13 protein-coding genes are annotated in these 16,754 nt (G+C 66.9%); 11 read left to right on the forward strand and 2 right to left on the reverse strand.

Going from position 1 to position 16,754, the window contains the following annotated elements:
* Nucleotides 1-99 precede the first annotated feature (99 nt).
* From C5E07_RS07680 to rpsA, 4 genes are all read left to right on the forward strand, one after another.
* Nucleotides 100-1,008 carry a shikimate dehydrogenase gene (locus tag C5E07_RS07680; RefSeq protein WP_219820069.1) on the forward strand — a complete coding sequence of 303 codons (909 nt, stop codon included), beginning with the start codon at nt 100-102 and terminating at the stop codon, nt 1,006-1,008.
* Nucleotides 1,005-2,306: an MFS transporter gene (locus C5E07_RS07685; protein ID WP_104299019.1), complete on the forward strand. Its 1,302-nt coding sequence runs from the start codon at nt 1,005-1,007 to the stop codon at nt 2,304-2,306. The genes C5E07_RS07680 and C5E07_RS07685 overlap by 4 nt, the downstream gene beginning before the upstream one ends.
* Before the next feature lie 126 nt (nt 2,307-2,432).
* Complete coding sequence (locus C5E07_RS07690; protein WP_104299020.1) at nt 2,433-2,894, forward strand: DUF779 domain-containing protein; 462 nt, start codon at nt 2,433-2,435, stop codon at nt 2,892-2,894.
* A gap of 218 nt (nt 2,895-3,112) precedes the next feature.
* Entirely contained in the window at nt 3,113-4,570 is a 1,458-nt protein-coding gene (gene rpsA, locus C5E07_RS07695; RefSeq protein ID WP_104241229.1) for a 30S ribosomal protein S1, read from the forward strand.
* A gap of 151 nt (nt 4,571-4,721) precedes the next feature.
* Here the strand turns inward: rpsA and C5E07_RS07700 are convergent, their stop codons facing one another.
* Entirely contained in the window at nt 4,722-5,366 is a 645-nt protein-coding gene (locus C5E07_RS07700) for a DUF4126 domain-containing protein (RefSeq protein ID WP_104299021.1), read from the reverse strand.
* Nucleotides 5,367-5,516: 150 nt separating this feature from the next.
* Here C5E07_RS07700 and coaE point away from each other — a divergent pair, with 150 nt between their 5' ends.
* Entirely contained in the window at nt 5,517-6,152 is a 636-nt protein-coding gene (coaE, locus tag C5E07_RS07705) for a dephospho-CoA kinase (RefSeq protein WP_104299022.1), read from the forward strand.
* A gap of 54 nt (nt 6,153-6,206) precedes the next feature.
* Here the strand turns inward: coaE and C5E07_RS07710 are convergent, their stop codons facing one another.
* On the reverse strand, nt 6,207-6,932 hold the full coding sequence (locus C5E07_RS07710) for a YigZ family protein (RefSeq protein ID WP_104241226.1): 726 nt from the start codon (nt 6,930-6,932) through the stop codon (nt 6,207-6,209).
* 143 nt (nt 6,933-7,075) lie between these two features.
* Here C5E07_RS07710 and C5E07_RS07715 point away from each other — a divergent pair, with 143 nt between their 5' ends.
* The 6 genes from C5E07_RS07715 to whiA all read left to right on the forward strand — a co-directional run bounded on the left by C5E07_RS07715 (nt 7,076) and on the right by whiA (nt 16,642).
* Nucleotides 7,076-7,612: a Dps family protein gene (locus C5E07_RS07715; protein ID WP_104241225.1), complete on the forward strand. Its 537-nt coding sequence runs from the start codon at nt 7,076-7,078 to the stop codon at nt 7,610-7,612.
* 96 nt (nt 7,613-7,708) lie between these two features.
* Complete coding sequence (uvrB, locus tag C5E07_RS07720; protein ID WP_104241224.1) at nt 7,709-9,787, forward strand: excinuclease ABC subunit UvrB; 2,079 nt, start codon at nt 7,709-7,711, stop codon at nt 9,785-9,787.
* A 64-nt stretch (nt 9,788-9,851) separates the two neighbouring features.
* Entirely contained in the window at nt 9,852-12,725 is a 2,874-nt protein-coding gene (gene uvrA / locus C5E07_RS07725; RefSeq protein ID WP_104299023.1) for an excinuclease ABC subunit UvrA, read from the forward strand.
* Nucleotides 12,725-14,647, forward strand: a complete 1,923-nt coding sequence (gene uvrC, locus C5E07_RS07730) for an excinuclease ABC subunit UvrC (protein WP_104299024.1) — start codon at nt 12,725-12,727, stop codon at nt 14,645-14,647. The genes uvrA and uvrC overlap by 1 nt, the downstream gene beginning before the upstream one ends.
* Before the next feature lie 58 nt (nt 14,648-14,705).
* Nucleotides 14,706-15,593: an RNase adapter RapZ gene (gene rapZ, locus C5E07_RS07735; RefSeq protein ID WP_104242040.1), complete on the forward strand. Its 888-nt coding sequence runs from the start codon at nt 14,706-14,708 to the stop codon at nt 15,591-15,593.
* A gap of 71 nt (nt 15,594-15,664) precedes the next feature.
* Complete coding sequence (gene whiA / locus C5E07_RS07740) at nt 15,665-16,642, forward strand: DNA-binding protein WhiA (protein ID WP_068481866.1); 978 nt, start codon at nt 15,665-15,667, stop codon at nt 16,640-16,642.
* Nucleotides 16,643-16,754 lie beyond the last annotated feature (112 nt).

The raw sequence follows: 16,754 nt of genomic DNA on the forward strand, positions 1-16,754 counted from the left end.
CCAGACGCCCTGCAGCGCACTTGACAGGCGTGTGCGACAACGTGAACGATGTACTCACCGTTTAGTACATTAGGCGGTCTGGGACAAAGGAGTACCTTGATCAACCATCGCGCCACCCTCATGGGACTCGTCGGGACGGGAGTGACCCCGTCGCTGACGCCGCCCATGCACATGGCGGAGGCACGCGCGCAGGGCATGGACCTGCTCTTCCGCCCGCTCGACCTGACGACCCTCGACCTCGAGCCCGAGCGACTCCCCGAGATCCTCGACTGGGCCGAGCGCCTCGGCTTCGACGCGCTCAACATCACCCACCCGTGCAAGCAGAGCGTCATCCCGCTGCTCGACCGGATCGACCCGCTCGCGCGAGCGCTGGGCGCGGTCAACACCGTCCTCCTCACCCCGAACGGACGCGTGGGCTACAACACCGACACGACAGGCTTCGAGGGCGCCTTCCGCGGCGGCCTCGGGGGAGTGCAGACGAACTCGGTTGTCCTCCTGGGCGCGGGCGGAGCGGGCTCGGCAGTCGCCGATGCGCTCATCCGAGTCGGCACACGCCTGCTCACGATCGTCGACCTCGATGAGCAGCGCGCTGAGCAGCTCGCGCAGGACCTCGCCGAACGGCACGCGACTGCAGCAGGCGGACCCCGCATCCGAGGCGGGAGCGTGGGCGCACTGCCAGAGCTGCTCTCGACGGCAGATGGAGTCGTGCACTGCACACCCGTCGGGATGCACGACCACCCCGGGATCCCCTTCCCCGCCGAGCTGCTCCGACCCGAGCTCTGGGTGGCCGACATCGTCTATCGCCCGCTCGAGACGCAGCTGATCCTCGCGGCGCGAGCACTCGGGTGCCGCACGCTCGACGGCGGCGCTATGGCCGTCGGCCAGGCGGTCGACACCTTCCGCCTCGTGACGGGCAGGGATGCAGACGCCACCCGGATGCACCAGCACTTCCAGAGCCTCGTCAACGACGAAGAGGCACGATCCGAGACATGGAGGTCTCAGAAATGACCGAAACCACGACCGCCAAGCGGACCCCCGTGAAAGCTGCCGCGGCCAGCTTCATGGGCAGCGCCGTCGAGTACTACGACTTCTTCATCTTCGGATCCGCGGCCGCGCTGATCTTCCCGATCATCTTCTTCCCGGACGACGACAACGCCGCACTCGTGATGTCGCTCGCCACGTTCGGCTTCGCCTACATCGCGCGCCCGATCGGCGCCGTGGTGCTCGGCCACTTCGGTGACCGGATAGGACGCCAGCGGGTCCTCATGTTCACGCTCGTGCTCATGGGCCTGTCGACGTTCATCATCGGCTGCCTGCCGACCTTCGACCAGATCGGCTGGTTCGCGCCAGCCCTGCTGGTGCTCTGCCGCCTCATGCAGGGGCTCTCCGCCGCAGGCGAGCAGGCCGGCGCTGCGTCGCTTTCACTCGAGCACGCTCCCGACAACCGCCGCTCGTTCTTCACCTCGTGGACGCTCACCGGAACCCAGGGTGGACAGATCCTCGCCGCCCTCGTGTTCATCCCGGTCCTGAGCCTCCCCGACGAGATCAAGTACAGCTGGGGCTGGCGCGTCCCGTTCTGGCTGAGCGCCGTCGTCGTCATCGTCGCGTTCTTCATCCGTCGCACCCTCCATGAGACGCCGACGTTCCAGGATGCGAAGGCGCAGGGCGAGATCGCCCGGATCCCGCTCATCCCGCTCATGCGCGACCACTGGCGCGACGTCCTGCGCGTCATCTTCTGCGCGTTCATCGCCGCCGTCTCGACCGTGTTCGGCAACCTCGCGCTCGCCTACGGCAAGGAAGTCGGGCTGGCGGAGAACCTGACGCTCTGGCTGGTGGTGGTCGCCAACATCGTGGCCCTGGGCACGCAACCGCTCTTCGCGATCCTCGCCGACCGGATCGGACGCAAGCCCGTCTTCGTCTACGGCGCGATCTCGTCCGCCGTTGTCATGCCGTTCTACATGCTCTCCATGTCGCCGGGGAACACCCTGCTCACCTTCGGGCTCGCCATCCTCGTGTTCTCGTTCGGCTACGCAGCCGCCAACGCCGTCTGGCCCTCCTTCTACGGCGAGATGTTCAGCGCCCGCGTCCGCTTCTCTGGCATGGCGATCGGCACCCAGCTCGGCTTCCTGATGGCCGGCTTCGCCCCCTCGATCGTTGCGGCCCTCGGCGGCGTGCAGGAGGGCGGCTGGGTCGTGATCTCGGCGTTCACCGGCGTCATCTGCCTCATCGCCGCGATCTCGGCGCTCACCGCGAAGGAGACGAAGAGCGTGCCGACGGACACCCTCGGCTTCCGCGTCGTGGCATAGGCGCTGCCCCCGGAGCGGCTCAGATTCTCGCGAACACACCTTGACCACAGTCTCACGACGTACGGTCACGGAACCAGCGAGGTCCGGGCACGCTCCGGGCGCCGCACTCTGAAGGAGGGAACTGACATGCACAAGGAAGTGCAGACCGAGCCGAGACCCGAAACCAGGGGAGCCGGGCTCATCGCGGAGCCGGCCGTGCCTGGCGAGACCTTCTCGAGGGTCGCATTCACCCAGGACGCGGTCGACATGATCTCATCGCTCGGGCGCCGCCACGGGCCGCTCATGTTCCACCAGTCCGGCGGCTGCTGCGACGGCTCATCGCCGATGTGCTACCCGGCGGGCGACTTCCTCACGGGCGACGCCGACGTGCTCCTCGGCACGACCGAGATCCCGGATGCGGGCAACGTGGAGTTCTGGATGTCGCGAGAGCAGTTCAGCTACTGGCGGCACACGCGCCTGACGATCGACATCGTCCCAGGACGGGGCTCGGGCTTCTCGCTCGAGGCACCGGAGGGCAAGAGGTTCCTCATCCGGTCCCAGCTCATGAACGAGGACGGCAGCGACGCGACCTCGCTGGCGGCATCCTGATCCGAACTCGCCAGGGAGCGCAGGCGGCGACTCGCCGCGAAACTCGGGGGAACTCGCCGCGCGCGGCACTTGCCTCCGCTTGACCTTGCCGACTAGGCTGACAGAGCACTTTTCTGTGTGCACGTATCCGTATTCCCGGATGAACCCCGTTGCCCTTGGCTTCACGCCCCGAGCAGCGCATCCGGGCCGACTTATAGCCCACCTGGAGCATTACCTACATGACCACCACCACGACCGAAAAGGCAACCAAGCAGGTCGCCATCAACGACATCGGATCTGCTGAGGACTTTCTTGCCGCGGTCGAAGAGACGCTGAAGTTCTTCAACGACGGGGACCTCATCGAGGGCACCGTCGTTCGCATCGACCGCGACGAGGTCCTCCTCGACGTCGGTTACAAGACCGAGGGTGTCATCCCCTCGCGCGAGCTTTCGATCAAGCACGACGTCGACCCCACCGAGGTCGTTCAGGTCGGCGACACCGTTGAGGCACTCGTTCTCCAGAAGGAGGACAAGGAAGGCCGTCTGATCCTGTCCAAGAAGCGTGCTCAGTACGAGCGCGCTTGGGGCGACGTGGAGAAGATCAAGGAAGAAGACGGCGTCGTCACCGGCACCGTCATCGAGGTCGTCAAGGGCGGTCTCATCGTCGACATCGGCCTCCGCGGCTTCCTCCCGGCCTCGCTCATCGAGCTCCGCCGTGTCCGCGACCTCACGCCGTACCTCGGTCAGGAACTCGAGGCCAAGGTCCTCGAGCTCGACAAGAACCGCAACAACGTCGTCCTGTCGCGTCGCGCTCTCCTCGAGCAGACGCAGTCCGAGACCCGCTCGAACTTCCTCAACAACCTCCAGAAGGGCCAGGTCCGCAAGGGTGTGGTCTCCTCGATCGTCAACTTCGGTGCGTTCGTCGACCTGGGTGGCGTTGACGGCCTCGTGCACGTCTCCGAGCTCAGCTGGAAGCACATCGAGCACGCTTCCGAGGTCGTCGAGGTTGGCCAGGAGGTCACCGTCGAGATCCTCGAAGTCGACCTCGACCGCGAGCGTGTCTCGCTGTCGCTGAAGGCAACGCAGGAAGACCCGTGGCAGGTGCTTGCTCGCACGCACGCCATCGGCCAGATCGCACCGGGCAAGGTCACGAAGCTCGTTCCGTTCGGCGCGTTCGTCCGCGTCGCAGACGGCATCGAGGGCCTCGTGCACATCTCGGAGCTCTCCAGCGGACACGTCGAGCTCGCCGAGCAGGTCGTGTCGGTCGGCCAGGAGCTGTTCGTCAAGATCATCGACATCGACCTCGACCGTCGCCGCATCTCGCTCTCGCTCAAGCAGGCGAACGATGGCGTCGACCCCGAGGGCACCGAATTCGATGCTGCGCTCTACGGCATGGTCTCCGAGTACGACGCCGAGGGGAACTACACGTACCCCGAGGGCTTCGACCCCGAGACCAACGAGTGGAAGGAAGGCTTCGACACGCAGCGCGAAGCCTGGGAGCAGGAGTACGCTCTCGCCCAGACTCGCTGGGAAGCGCACAAGAAGCAGGTCGCCTCGGCAGCCGAGATCGAGCAGAACGTCAGCGCAGTCGCGCCGTCGAGCTCCTCGAACTCGTTCACGAGCGAAGCAGCTGGCGCAGGAACGCTTGCCGACGACGAGTCGCTTGCAGCCCTCCGCGAGAAGCTCGCAGGGAACTAGTTCCCAGCAGCCTCACTGCACCGAAGGCCGGTCCCATCTCTGGGGCCGGCCTTCGGCCGTTCCGGCGGCGCCGCGACGTCGGCTTCGTCGTGCTGCGCAGAGACCTATCGCCCGGCTGGAGAACCAGCCGGGCGATAGGTCTGTGCAAGCGTCAGGAGGAGAGGCCAGGGGCCGGGGGAACTGGGGGAGCGGCTGGCCTGGTCCGCGCGGCGCGCGCATCCCGGACTCGCTTGAAGCTGCGGAAGAGCACCCAGGCCAGCACGCCGATCAAGGCGAGCATGACCACGACGAACAGCGGCACGAGGATCGCGGAGAACAGCAGCCCGACGCTGAGGGCGTCCTCGCCGACGCTGAGCACCGGTGCGGCGGCTCCCGCAGTGACGACGTTCGCGGCGGCTCTCGTGCTGCTCTTCGTGAGGTGCGTCAAGAGCGCCACCCCGATGCCGATGACCACGGGAACCCACGCATTGCTCGTGAAGAACGATGCCGGGTCCTGGATGGCAGCGGTGGAGCTCGCAGTGCCTGCACCGAAGACGATCCCGCCGGAGGTGGGGCGGATGACCGTCTGGATCCAGTCGTTGACGTGGTCGAGTGCCGGGACCTTGTCGGCGACGAGCTCCAGCACCAGGAGCACGCCCACGATGATGAGCACCCAGTCATTGCTGAGCCACGCCCAGCCCGCCGGCAGCGCGATGAGGTCGGTGAATCGGGCGAGGAGCCCGATTCCCAGGAGCGGGATGAACGCGTTCAGTCCGCTGGCCGTCGCGAGCCCGAGACCGGTCAGAATTTCAAGCATGATGTGAGTGCCTCCTGGCCCTCAGTCTGGCATGCGGATGGGTCGAGCGCGGCTTGGGGAGAGCGCACTGCGCTCGCTGCCTCAGCGCAGTAGCGTTGGCTTCACGGCAATGCCCGCAGCGGGCATCCGCAGATGAGAGGACGGCACATCATGGTCACCATCGCTCTGACCGGAGGCATCGGCTCGGGAAAGACGACCATCGCCAAGCGCCTCGAGGAGCTCGGCGGCGTGATCCTCGATGCGGACGTGTTCGCGAGGGAAGCCGTGGCGGTCGGCTCGCCGGCGCTCCGACAGATCGAGGCTCGCTTCGGACACGGTGTCATCCTCGACGATGGCGCCCTCGACCGCCCTGCCCTCGGCGCGCTCGTCTTCGGCGACGACGAGGCCCGCGGCGCCCTCAACGACATCGTGCACCCGGAAGTCCGTCGCCTCACCGGCGAGCGACTCGAGGAGGTGCTGCGCGATGACCCCGCCGCTCTGGTCGTCCACGTCATCCCACTGCTCGTGGAGTCGACGAGCAACTACGACTACGAGGAGATCTGGGTCGCGGATGCCCCCGCGGCTGTTCGAGAGGAGCGGCTGGTCGAGAGCAGGGGGATGTCCCTTGCCGAAGCCAGGGCGCGCATCGCCTCGCAGGCGAGCGACGAGGAGCGGCGGAAGATCGCCGACGTGCTCATCGACACGAGTGCGCCGCTCGATCAGACGCTCGAGCAGGTCGACGAGGAGTGGAGACGCCTCGCCGCCGTCGCGCTGCGCGCACCGGAGACGCAGACCTACGGGGTCTGATGCGCTGACGAGACAGGGCGGGATGCGGTCCTGGATGCCCCCGTCGTCGGTGCCTCAGCTCAGGTCGACCCATTCGGTGCCGAGCGGGACGAGCGTGCCCTCACCAGCGGTGATCGAAGCGACCTCGGAGGCGAGGCCGCGTCTCGCATCCGCCGCGTCGGGAACGGCGAGGCTCAGCAGTGCCGTCGACCCCGCATACTCCGTTCCCGTGACGAGCACTCCGCGAGTTCGGAGCTCGTTCTCCCACCGGCCAGCGGTGGCGTGCGGCGCCTCGAGCCCGAAGATCGCCCTCGACTCGCGCTTCGCGAGCCGAGCCAGCTGGAGCGTGGAGGACACGGACTCCGAGTAGGCGCGCACGAGCCCGCCGGCCCCCAGCAGCACACCTCCGAAGTACCGCGTGACGACAGCCACGACGTCACTCAGGTCCGCTGACTCGACCTCGCCGCGCACTCGCTCGTGGAGCACGAGGGCTTCGAGCATGGGGACGCCCGCTGTTCCCGAGGGCTCACCGTCGTCGTTGGATCGCTGCACCCCTCGGCGGGCACCGAGCACAAAAGCGCTGCAGTGGTGGCGAGCAAGACGATGCGCGGAGCGACGGTCGGCGATGACCTGCCTGGCCTGCTCTTCGCTCTCGACGCGCTCGAGGCGGCAGATGAACCTGGACCGACGGATCTCGATCTCGTGGTCGATGGGAGTCCGTGCAGCGAGGACCCCGTAGCTCGGTGCAGCCGCGGGACCCCGCTCGTGCAGCTGGGTGCCCTCGGACTCTTCGCGGCGCATCGGGGCAGTCTACGTCCGCTCCTTCGCCGACCTGCACGTCTTCCGACCAAACGTTCAGACCGGGCTGACAGTGTTGGTCATCCCGCAACGAACGGGACTCACTGATCGGGAGACGCGAGACGCGCTCCCAAGAGAGGACTGACATGACCACGACAGCCTCAAGCCAGCACACCGAGAACGGCGAGTACACGGTTCCCGGACTCTCGCTCGACAAGGGACACGAGATCGGCGAGCTGCTCCAGCTCCGCCTCCACGCGCTGAACGACCTGCACCTGACGCTCAAGCACGCGCACTGGAACGTCATCGGGCGCGACTTCATCGGCGTGCACGAGATGCTCGACCCCCAGATCGAGCTGGTCCGCGGCTACGCTGACGAACTCGCAGAGCGCATGGCGGCTCTGGGCGTCCCCCCGAACGGGCTCCCCGGAGCACTCGTCGAGGCCCGCACCTGGGGCGACTACGAGGTCTTCAGGGCCGGCACGCGCCAGCATCTCGAGGCACTCGACCACGTCTACGTCGGTGTCATCACCGACCATCGCGAGGCGATCAAGCGGCTGGACGACCTCGACCTCGTGACGCAGGACCTCGTCATCGGCCAGGTCTCCGAGCTCGAGAAGTTCCAGTGGTTCATCCGGGCCCACCTCGAGAACACGCAGGGCGTGCTCTCGAGCGAGGACTAGTCCGCGTCGGCTGCACCTCACTTCGGGGCCTCCGTGATCGCGCAGAGCGCATCACGGAGGCCCCGAAATGTCGCAGCCGCCACGTACACTTGTTCTATGCAAGCAACACGCAGCGTACGTCCCTTCGAAGTCGTCAGCGAGTACACCCCAAGCGGCGACCAGCCGAAGGCGATCGCAGAGCTTGCCAGTCGCATCAACGCGGGCGAGCCCGACGTCGTGCTCCTCGGAGCCACGGGAACCGGAAAATCGGCGACGACGGCCTGGCTCATCGAGAAGCTCCAGCGCCCGGCGCTCGTCCTCGCCCACAACAAGACGCTCGCCGCGCAGCTCGCCACCGAGTTCCGCGAGCTCATGCCGAACAATGCGGTCGAGTACTTCGTCTCGTACTACGACTACTACCAGCCAGAGGCGTACGTCCCCCAGACCGACACCTTCATCGAGAAGGACAGCTCCGTCAACGAGGAAGTCGAGCGCCTGCGCCACTCGACCACCAACTCGCTGCTGAGCCGGCGCGACGTCATCGTCGTCTCGACGGTCTCCTGCATCTACGGACTCGGCAAGCCGGAGGAGTACTTCAACTCCATGCTCGCCCTGCACGTCGGCGACCGTATCCCACGGCAGGAGCTGATCCGCCGCTTCGTGACGATGCAGTACCAGCGCAACGACGTCGCGTTCCAGCGCGGCACCTTCCGCGTCCGCGGCGACACGATCGAGATCATCCCCGTCTACGAGGAGCTCGCGATCCGGATCGAGATGTTCGGCGACGAGATCGAGGCCCTGACAGCGCTCAACCCCCTCACGGGTGACGTCGTCAGGTCCATGGACTCCGTGAGCGTCTTCCCGGGTTCGCACTACGTCGCAGGAGCCGACGCCATGCAGCGGGCGATGGGCCAGATCCGCGACGAGCTGGATGACCGTCTGGGCGTCTTCGAGCGCGAGCAGAAGCTCCTCGAGGCGCAGCGGCTCCGCATGCGCACCTCATTCGACCTCGAGATGATGGAGCAGATCGGCTTCTGCTCCGGCATCGAGAACTACTCGCGCCATATGGATGGCAGGGCGCCGGGTGAGGCTCCCCACTGCCTCATCGACTACTTCCCCGACGACTTCATCACGGTGATCGACGAGTCCCACGTCACGGTGCCGCAGATCGGCGCGATGTACGAGGGCGACGCCTCGCGCAAGCGCACCCTCGTCGACCACGGCTTCCGCCTGCCGAGCGCTCTCGACAACCGCCCCCTGCGCTGGGACGAGTTCAGCGACCGGGTCGGCCAGACCGTCTACCTCTCGGCGACTCCCGGCAAGTACGAGCTCGCTCAGGCGGATGGCTTCGTCGAGCAGATCATCCGCCCGACGGGCCTCGTCGACCCGCAGATCGTCGTCAAGCCCTCGAAGGGGCAGATCGACGACCTCCTCGAGGAGATCCGACTCCGCGCGGATCGCGACGAGCGTGTCCTCGTCACGACGCTGACCAAGAAGATGGCAGAGGAGCTCACCGACTTCCTCGGCGAGAACGGCGTTCGCGTGCGCTACCTGCACGCAGACGTCGACACGCTGCGACGAGTCGAGCTGCTCTCGGAGCTGCGCGCAGGGCTCTACGACGTCCTCGTCGGCATCAACCTGCTGCGTGAGGGACTCGACCTGCCAGAGGTGTCGCTCGTCGCGATCCTCGATGCAGACAAGGAGGGGTTCCTGCGCTCCAGCACGTCCCTCATCCAGACCATCGGCCGCGCCGCCCGAAACGTGACAGGCGAAGTGCACATGTACGCCGACCGCATCACCGACAGCATGGCGAAGGCGATCGAGGAGACCGACAGGCGCCGAGACCGGCAGCTCGCCTACAACGCGGAGCACGGCATCGATCCGACGCCGCTTCGCAAGAAGATCGCCGACATCACCGAATCCCTCATGCGCGAGGGGCAGGACACCGAGAAGCTCCTCGCCTCCCGCGGCAAGGGAGACAACAAGCGTCAGACGACACCTAAACTCAAGCGCGAGGGCCTGGCCGCCTCCGGCGCCCGGGAGCTCGAGAACCTCATCTCCGACCTCAACGCGCAGATGCTCGACGCGGCCTCAGAGCTCAAGTTCGAGCTCGCGGCGCGTCTGCGCGACGAGCTCTCAGCGCTCAAGCAGGACCTGCGAACCATGGAACGTGCCGGTCACGTCACCAAGGGCTGAGCACGGCCGCCCGCCGAAGACGGGCGCACAGAGCATCCACACGAAGAGAGAACCCGAAAGAGCTATGGCCGTCCTTCCTCCCACTTCGCAGCTGCGCGTTCAAGGCGCACGCGTGCACAACCTCAAGAACGTCGACCTCGAGATCCCGCGCAACAGCCTTGTCGTGTTCACGGGCCTCTCCGGTTCGGGCAAGTCCTCGCTCGCCTTCGACACGATCTTCGCCGAGGGACAGCGACGCTACGTCGAGTCCCTTTCCGCGTACGCGCGCCAGTTCCTCGGTCAGGTCGACCGGCCGGACGTCGACTTCATCGAGGGCCTGAGCCCTGCGGTCTCCATCGACCAGAAGTCGACCAACCGCAATCCGCGGTCCACCGTCGGCACGATCACCGAGATCTACGACTACCTGCGACTGCTCTGGGCACGCATCGGCGTCCCCCATTGCCCCGTCTGCGGGGAGGTCATCCAGCGACAGACGGTCCAGCAGATCGCCGACCACCTCATGGAGCTCGAGGAGGGCACGAGGTACCAGGTGCTCGCGCCCGTCGTGCAGCAGAAGAAGGGCGAGTTCGTCGACCTCTTCCAGTCGCTGTCCGGACAGGGCTACGCTCGGGCGATGGTCGACGGGGAGCGCGTCCAGCTCACCGAACCGCCGAAGCTCAAGAAGTCGTTCAAGCACGACATCTCGGTCATCGTCGACCGTCTGGTCGCGGCCGAGGACGTGCTCGGTCGACTCACCGACTCGCTCGAGACCGCCCTGCGCCTCGCCGATGGTCTTGTGCAGATCAACTTCGTGGATGCGGAGGGAGACGACGCCTGGACCACCTTCTCCGAGCAGCTCTCCTGCCCCAACAACCACCCGATCGCGCTCACGGAGATCGAGCCGAGGACGTTCTCGTTCAACGCCCCGTTCGGCGCCTGCCAGACCTGCGACGGCCTCGGCACGCGCATGTCCGTCGACCGTGACCTCCTGATCGGAGACCCGCTCGCCTCGATCGCCGACGGGGTCATCCTGCCGTGGAGCTCGCAGGGCAAGAGCCTCTACCAGTACTACGAGCGGCTGCTGCTCGGCCTGTCCGAGCAGATCGAGTTCAAGCTCACGACGCCGTGGAAGAAGCTCCCGGAAGAGGTGCGCGAGGCCATCCTCGAGGGGCGCGAATACGAGGTCAGGGTCAAGTACCGCAACCGCTTCGGCCGCCAGATGACCTACAGCTCCGGCTTCGAGGGCGTCATGCCGTACATCGAGCGCCAGTACGCCGAGGCCGAGACCGACGCGACCCGGGCACGCTGGGCCCAGTACCTGCGCGAGATCCCCTGCTCGGCCTGCAACGGCGCGCGTCTGCGCCCGGAAGTGCTCGCCGTCAAGGTGCACGGTCGCTCGATCGCCGACGCGACGACGCTCAGCCTCGCCGACTGCCTCGACTTCATGAACACCGTCGAGCTCACCGACCGCGAGGCGAAGATCGCAGCGCAGGTGCTGCGCGAGATCCGGGCTCGGCTCGACTTCCTCATCGAGGTCGGCCTCAGCTACCTCGACCTCGCACGCGCGGCTGGCACGCTGTCCGGCGGCGAGGCGCAGCGCATCCGACTCGCGACGCAGATCGGATCCGGGCTCACCGGAGTGCTCTACGTGCTGGACGAGCCCTCGATCGGGCTCCACCAGCGAGACAACCGCAGGCTCATCGAGACGCTCGTGAAGCTGCGAGACCTCGGCAACACGCTCATCGTGGTCGAGCACGACGAAGACACCATCCGCACCTCGGACTGGATCGTCGACATCGGGCCAGGCGCAGGCGAGCACGGGGGAGAGGTCGTCCACAGCGGATCCGTCGCCGACCTCGAGAAGAACACCAGATCGATCACCGGCGACTACCTCTCGGGACGCATGGGCATCACCACGCCCAAGAAGCGTCGCAAGTACGACAAGAAGCGCGAGCTGACGGTCGTGGGCGCCAGGGCCAACAACCTCAAGAACGTCCAGGTGAGCTTCCCGCTCGGCATCCTCACCGCAGTCACTGGCGTCAGCGGCTCCGGCAAGTCGTCCCTCGTGAACGACATCCTCTACCGCGTCCTCGCCGCCAAGCTCAACGGCGCACGCGCCGTCGCGGGCAAGCACACGCGCATCACCGGGGTCGACCAGCTCGACAAGGTCATCCACGTCGACCAGAACCCGATCGGCCGCACCCCGCGATCGAACCCCGCGACCTACACGGGCGTCTTCGACCGCATCCGCACCCTCTTCGCCGAGACGAGCGAGGCCAAGGCGCGCGGCTACCTCCCCGGCCGCTTCAGCTTCAACGTCAAGGGCGGCAGGTGCGAGGCCTGCTCTGGCGACGGCACGCTCAAGATCGAGATGAACTTCCTCCCCGACGTGTACGTCCTCTGCGAGGTGTGCGGCGGGTCCCGCTACAACCGGGAGACGCTCAGCGTGCACTACAAGGGCAAGAACATCGCAGAGGTCCTGCAGATGCCCATCTCGGAGGCGGCTGACTTCTTCGAGCCCATCACGGCCATCCACCGCTACCTCTCGACCCTCGTGGAGGTCGGCCTCGGCTACGTGCGGCTCGGGCAATCCGCCACGACGCTCTCCGGTGGTGAGGCGCAGCGAGTGAAGCTCGCGACCGAGCTGCAGCGGCGCTCCAACGGGCGCAGCGTCTACGTGCTCGACGAGCCGACCACGGGCCTCCACTTCGAAGACGTCCGCAAGCTGCTCAAGGTCCTCGGCGGCCTCGTCGACAAGGGCAACACCGTCATCGTCATCGAGCACAACCTGGATGTCATCAAGTCCGCGGACTGGCTGATCGACATGGGCCCAGAAGGCGGCTCCGGCGGAGGAACCGTCGTCGGCGTCGGAACCCCGGAAAAGATCTCCGGCATCTCGGACAGCCACACGGGCCAGTACCTGAAGGAGATCTTCGAGCGGGAGGCAGCTGCGCGCTGATGGCGAACGTCCTGCCATATCGCCCCGCGACGGGCGACATCCCCACGAGCCCCGGGGTCTACAGATTCCTCGGGGACGACGACCGCGTGCTCTACGTCGGGAAGGCGAAGAACCTCCGCGCGCGGCTCAGCAACTACTTCGCGCCGCTCGAGCGCCTGCACGAGCGAACACGGCACATGGTGACGACGGCGACCCGCGTCGAGTGGACCGTCGTCCGCACGGAGACCGAGGCCCTGCAGCTCGAGTACACCTGGATCCAGGAGTTCTCGCCGCCCTTCAACGTGAAGTTCAAGGACGACAAGAGCTACCCGTTCATGGCGGTGACGCTCGGCGACGAAGCGCCCCGCGTGCTCGTGACTCGCAACCCCCGCATCCGCGGGGCGCGCTACTTCGGGCCGTATCCCAAGGTCTGGGCGGTGAACGAGACCATCGACCTCATGGTCAAGGCCTTCCCGATCCGCACCTGCAACGACTCGAACTACAAGCGAGCCATGCAGAGCGGCCGACCGTGCTTCCCCGGGCAGATCGGCCGCTGCGGGGGACCCTGCAGCGGACGCGTCACGATCGAGGAGCACCGTGTCATCGTCAACGAGTTCGTCCGCTTCATGGAGAGCTACGACCGCAGCCTCCTGACGACCCTGCAGGACGAGATGAAGCTCGCGGCCACCGAGATGAGGTTCGAGGACGCGGCGAAGCTCCGTGACCGAATCGGCGCGCTCGAGAACGTGCTCGAGAAGAGCGCCGTCGTGCTGCCGGACAACGTCGACCTCGACCTGTTCGGCATCGCCGAGGATGAGCTGAGCGCCTCCGTGCAGCAGTTCACCGTGCGGGGCGGACGCATTCGCGGAGTCCGCAACTGGGTGCTCGACAAGGAACTCGACACCGACATCGGCACGATCATCGACCAGACGATGCAGCGCGTGTACGGCAAGGATGGGCTCTTCCCGCCAGGCGAGATCATCGTGCCGGCTCTGCCCGAAGACGCGGACGCGCTCTCCGAGTGGCTCGAGTCCACACGGCAGGCCAGAGTCAAGCTGCGCACCGCGGTGCGGGGCCCGAAATCGGAACTGCTCAAGACCGCGACGATCAACGCCATGGGAGCACTCGCGCAGTACAAGCTCAAGCGCAGCAGCGACTACGTCGCGAGATCCGACGCGCTGACCGAGCTGCAGAACGCGCTCGGTCTCGGCGAGGCCCCCCTGCGAATCGAGTGCTACGACATCTCCCACCTCCAGGGCACCGGCATCGTCGGCTCCATGGTGGTCTTCGAGGACGGACTCGCACGCAAGTCGCACTACCGTCGCTTCAACATCGCCTCGTCGACCGACGACACCGATTCCATCCACCAGGTGCTCACGCGCCGACTGGCCTACCTCCGCGACGACGCCAGTCCCGCCGAGATCGTGGAGGACACTGCCCTCTCCGCGGGCCCCGTGAAGGCGGCCGCCCAGGAGTCCACTCGAGCCAAGTTCGCCTACCGGCCTCAGCTCCTGCTCATCGACGGCGGCGTCCCGCAGGTCAACGCCGCGCAGCGGGCCCTCGAGGAGTCGGGGGTTCGCGGCATCGCCGTCGTCGGCATCGCCAAGCGCCTCGAAGAGCTGTGGCTGCCAGACGACGACTTCCCGGTCATCCTCCCGCGCGGCTCTGAGGCGCTGTTCCTGGTGCAGCGACTCCGCGACGAGGCGCACAGGTTCGCGATCCGCCACCAGCGCTCGAAGCGCAAGGCAGACATCGGCACGGTGCTCGCGGACATCCCCGGCCTCGGGCCGACCCGGGTCGCCGCACTGCTCAAGAAGTTCGGCTCCGTCAAGCGGCTGCGCGCGGCGACCGTCGAGGAGCTCACGACCGTGCAGGGCATCGGCGAGGCGACGGCCAGTGCGATTTCGGAGCGGTTCGCACTCGATCAATCGACAGAAGCGTGAGAGACGCACGCTCGGGCTATGTAGGCTGGTGTTTTAGTCCATGGGAGGTGACCTGCGCATGAGTTCGGCGGAGATCGACGGCGAAGGACGCCAGCACATCATGATCGTCACGGGCATGTCCGGTGCAGGGCGATCGACAGCTTGCAAGGCGTTCGAAGACCTCGACTGGTTCGTGGTCGACAACCTTCCCCCGCAGATGATCCGGCCCCTCATCGAGGTTGCCGGCAAGGCTCGGGACTCCCTTCCGAAGCTCGCCGTCTCGGTCGATGTGCGCGGCGGTCACCTGCTCGAGGAGTTCACGGCTCTCGTCGGCGGACTGCGCGAGACGCACGAGGTCGACGTGCTCTTCCTCGATGCGACAGACGGCACCCTCGTCCGGCGGTTCGAGGCAGTACGGCGCCCGCACCCGCTGCAGGGCAACGGGACGATCCTCGACGGAATCGCTCGAGAGCGCAGCCGCCTGCAGGACATCCGCGAGGCGAGCGACATCGTCATCGATACCTCTGAGCTGAACGGCCACCAGCTCGTGACCCGCATCGTGAAGCGATTCGGCGAAGCCGACCAGAACAAGGTCGCCGTGACCGTCCAGAGCTTCGGCTTCAAGTACGGCATCCCGACAGACGCAGATCTTGTCGTCGACATGCGCTTCCTCCCGAACCCGTTCTGGGAGCCGGAACTGCGCGCGTTCAACGGTCGCGACAAGCGGGTCTCCGACTACGTCTTCGACCAAGAAGGTGCGGACGAGTTCCTGACCCACTACATTGAGATGCTTGACCCCGTCCTGCGGGGCTACGAGCGGGAGAACAAGCGGCACGTGACGCTCGCCGTCGGATGCACCGGCGGCAAGCACCGCTCGGTCGCCATGACCGAGCGCATCGCGAGCCTGCTCCGCGAACGCGATGACACGATCATCAGCGTCCGGCACCGCGACCTCGGTCGCGAGTGACGCTCGTTCCATCTCGCACTCGCGACGACGATTCGTCGCGCCCACTCACTCTGATCCCTGGAGGTACCCCGGTGACGCTCACCGCCGATGTCAAGCACGAGCTTCTGCGCACTCGCGCGGCCACAACCCAAGCTCGTGCTGCCGAGGTCGCGTCGCTCCTGCGCTTCGCGGGCGGTCTGCAATTGATCTCCGGACGCATCGCGGTCGAGGCTCAGCTCGATTCGGAGATGCTCGCGCGTCGTCTGGGCCGCGAGCTCCTCGAGCTCTACGGCGTCCGGGCGAAGATCTCCATCGTCGCCGGCTCTGGGGCCCGCCCGGGGGAGAGCTACCTCCTCCGCGTGCTCGAGAACGGCGAGACGCTCGCCCGCCAGACTGGCCTCATGGATGCGCGCCGGCGAACCGTCCGCGGTCTCCCGAACCGTCTGACGACGGGCAGCCAGGACGACCTCACCGCCGTCTGGCGTGGCGCGTTCCTCGCCGCTGGCTCACTGACCGACCCGGGCCGGTCCGCGTCGCTCGACATCATCACGCCGAACTCGGAGACCGCGATGGCCCTCGTGGGAGCGGCCGGACGCCTCGGGGTGTCCTCCAAGGCCCGCGAGGTCCGCGGCGTGCACCGTGTCGTCATCCGAGACGGCGACGCCATCAGCGCGATGCTCACCGTCATCGGTGCCCACGCGACCGTGGAGAGCTGGGAGAGCCTCCGCCAGCGTCGTGAGACCCGCGCCACCGCCAACCGTCTCGTCAACTTCGACGACGCGAACCTGCGTCGTTCCGCCCAGGCCGCTGTCACGGCCTGCACCCGCGTCGAGCGTGCGCTCGAGATCCTCGGAGAGGGTGCGCCCGACCACCTCAAGTACGCCGGGCAGCTTCGCCTCGCGCACCGGGAAGCCTCACTCGACGAGCTCGGCCGCTACGCGGACCCGCCCATGACGAAGGACGCGGTCGCGGGCCGCATCCGTCGCCTGCTGGCTCTCGCCGACAAGCAGGCCTCTGACCGTGGCATCCCGGGCACTGAGTCCAATCTGCCCGTCCTCGACGAGCTCTGATCCCCACGCCGAACAGCTCACCCCATTTGGTCACCTGGGCGCACGCCCATGGGACTAGGCTGACGATGTTGAACGGGCTCGCCGAGCAGACCGTTCCCCCGAACTCGGTGCG

This window comes from Pseudoclavibacter sp. RFBJ3, assembly GCF_002931375.1.
Classification (GTDB): Bacteria; Actinomycetota; Actinomycetes; order Actinomycetales; family Microbacteriaceae; genus Pseudoclavibacter.